Below are 1,225 nucleotides of genomic sequence, written 5' to 3'. Positions count from 1 at the left end.
GGATCACGGCGCCGACGAACGTGAGGCGCTTGCCGTCGTACTTCGTCTTCGCGGCGGCCATGTCCTGCGTATAGGCCTCGATCACGGCGCCGTAGTGCGCGTCGATCGCGGGTTCGGCGTTCGAAGCCGCACGGGCGGCCTGCTGAACGCCCGCCAACAGCGCGCAGGCCGCCAGCGCGGCCGCCGTGAACGGCGCGGAAATCTTCTTCATGGGTGGTCTCCCGTCTAGCGTGGTGGTTGAAATGATCGAAGCCCGGCGCGATGCCGATTGAATGCGCTTGCGTCGCTTTAATCGTTCGAATGGCGGTACACGGCTGCGATCACTTCATCGCCCGCACGCGCGTGCGCGGTGCGTGGCGTCGCGCCGAACGCGACGGGACAGGAAGATGACATGGTGCGGCCCCCGGCTCTCTCGTTGAATTTCACTGCGTCTGATTTTGGCCGCTACGGTAGCAGACGGCCGGCAGCCCGGCAACCGAGTACCGCGCATGGCTGGCCGCCCCATTACAATTGAAAACGATTCTCATTACATATATCATGCGCACGCTGATCCCACCGCAACACTGCCACCCGCCACACGATCCTTAGCATTCCTCTTCCTGCATCGATTCATGCCATCCCGTCGAACGCCCTGCCGCGCCCGGACCTTGCATCCGTGGCGCATGCCCCTGCCTGCCCTGCTCACCCTGTGCGTCGCGAGCGGCGCGCATGCGGCCGGCGCCGAACCCGTTGCGCCCGCGCCCGCCGCCGCGCCGGCCGCCGAACACGAACTCCCGGCGATCAGCATCAACGCCTCGGCCGCCGTCGATCCGACGATCGGCTATCAGCCGCGCACGACGAACATCGCGGGCGGCGACGCCCGGGCGCTGAAGGAGATCCCGCAATCGGTCGCGGTGGTCAGCAGCAGCGTGATGCAGGACCAGCAGGCGCGCTCGCTCGACGACGTGCTCGGCAACATCAGCGGCGTCACGCAGACCAACACGCTCGGCGGCACGCGCGACGCGTTCATCAAGCGCGGCTTCGGATCGAACAACGACGGCTCGGTGCTGGTCGACGGCGTGCGCACGCCGGTGCTGCACAGCTATCTCGCGACGATCGATCGCGTCGAAGTACTGAAGGGCCCCGCTTCGCTGCTGTACGGGATGCAGGACCCGGGCGGCGTGATCAACCTCGTCACGCGCAAGCCGGAAGACACGTTCGGCGGCTCGATCTCCGCGTCGCGCAC

Annotated in this window: 1 protein-coding gene and 1 pseudogene; one reads left to right on the top strand and one right to left on the bottom strand. The window is 66.9% G+C overall.

Translation table 11 applies throughout. The annotated features are described in order from the left end of the window. A pseudogene (locus JMF90_RS37735) lies at nt 1-211 on the bottom strand (hypothetical protein); the annotation flags it as partial. A gap of 400 nt (nt 212-611) precedes the next feature. Between JMF90_RS37735 and JMF90_RS37730 the strand changes: the two are divergent. Beyond that, nucleotides 612-1,225: TonB-dependent receptor plug domain-containing protein (locus JMF90_RS37730; protein WP_201326410.1), on the top strand; the 614-nt coding region annotated here is incomplete at its 3' end.

This window comes from Burkholderia sp. E168m23 (assembly GCF_016586125.1).
Taxonomy (GTDB): Bacteria; Pseudomonadota; Gammaproteobacteria; order Burkholderiales; family Burkholderiaceae; genus Burkholderia; species Burkholderia orbicola.
The sequence above is the reverse complement of the archived record's forward strand: the minus strand, read 5'-3'. Positions and strand labels throughout refer to the sequence as shown.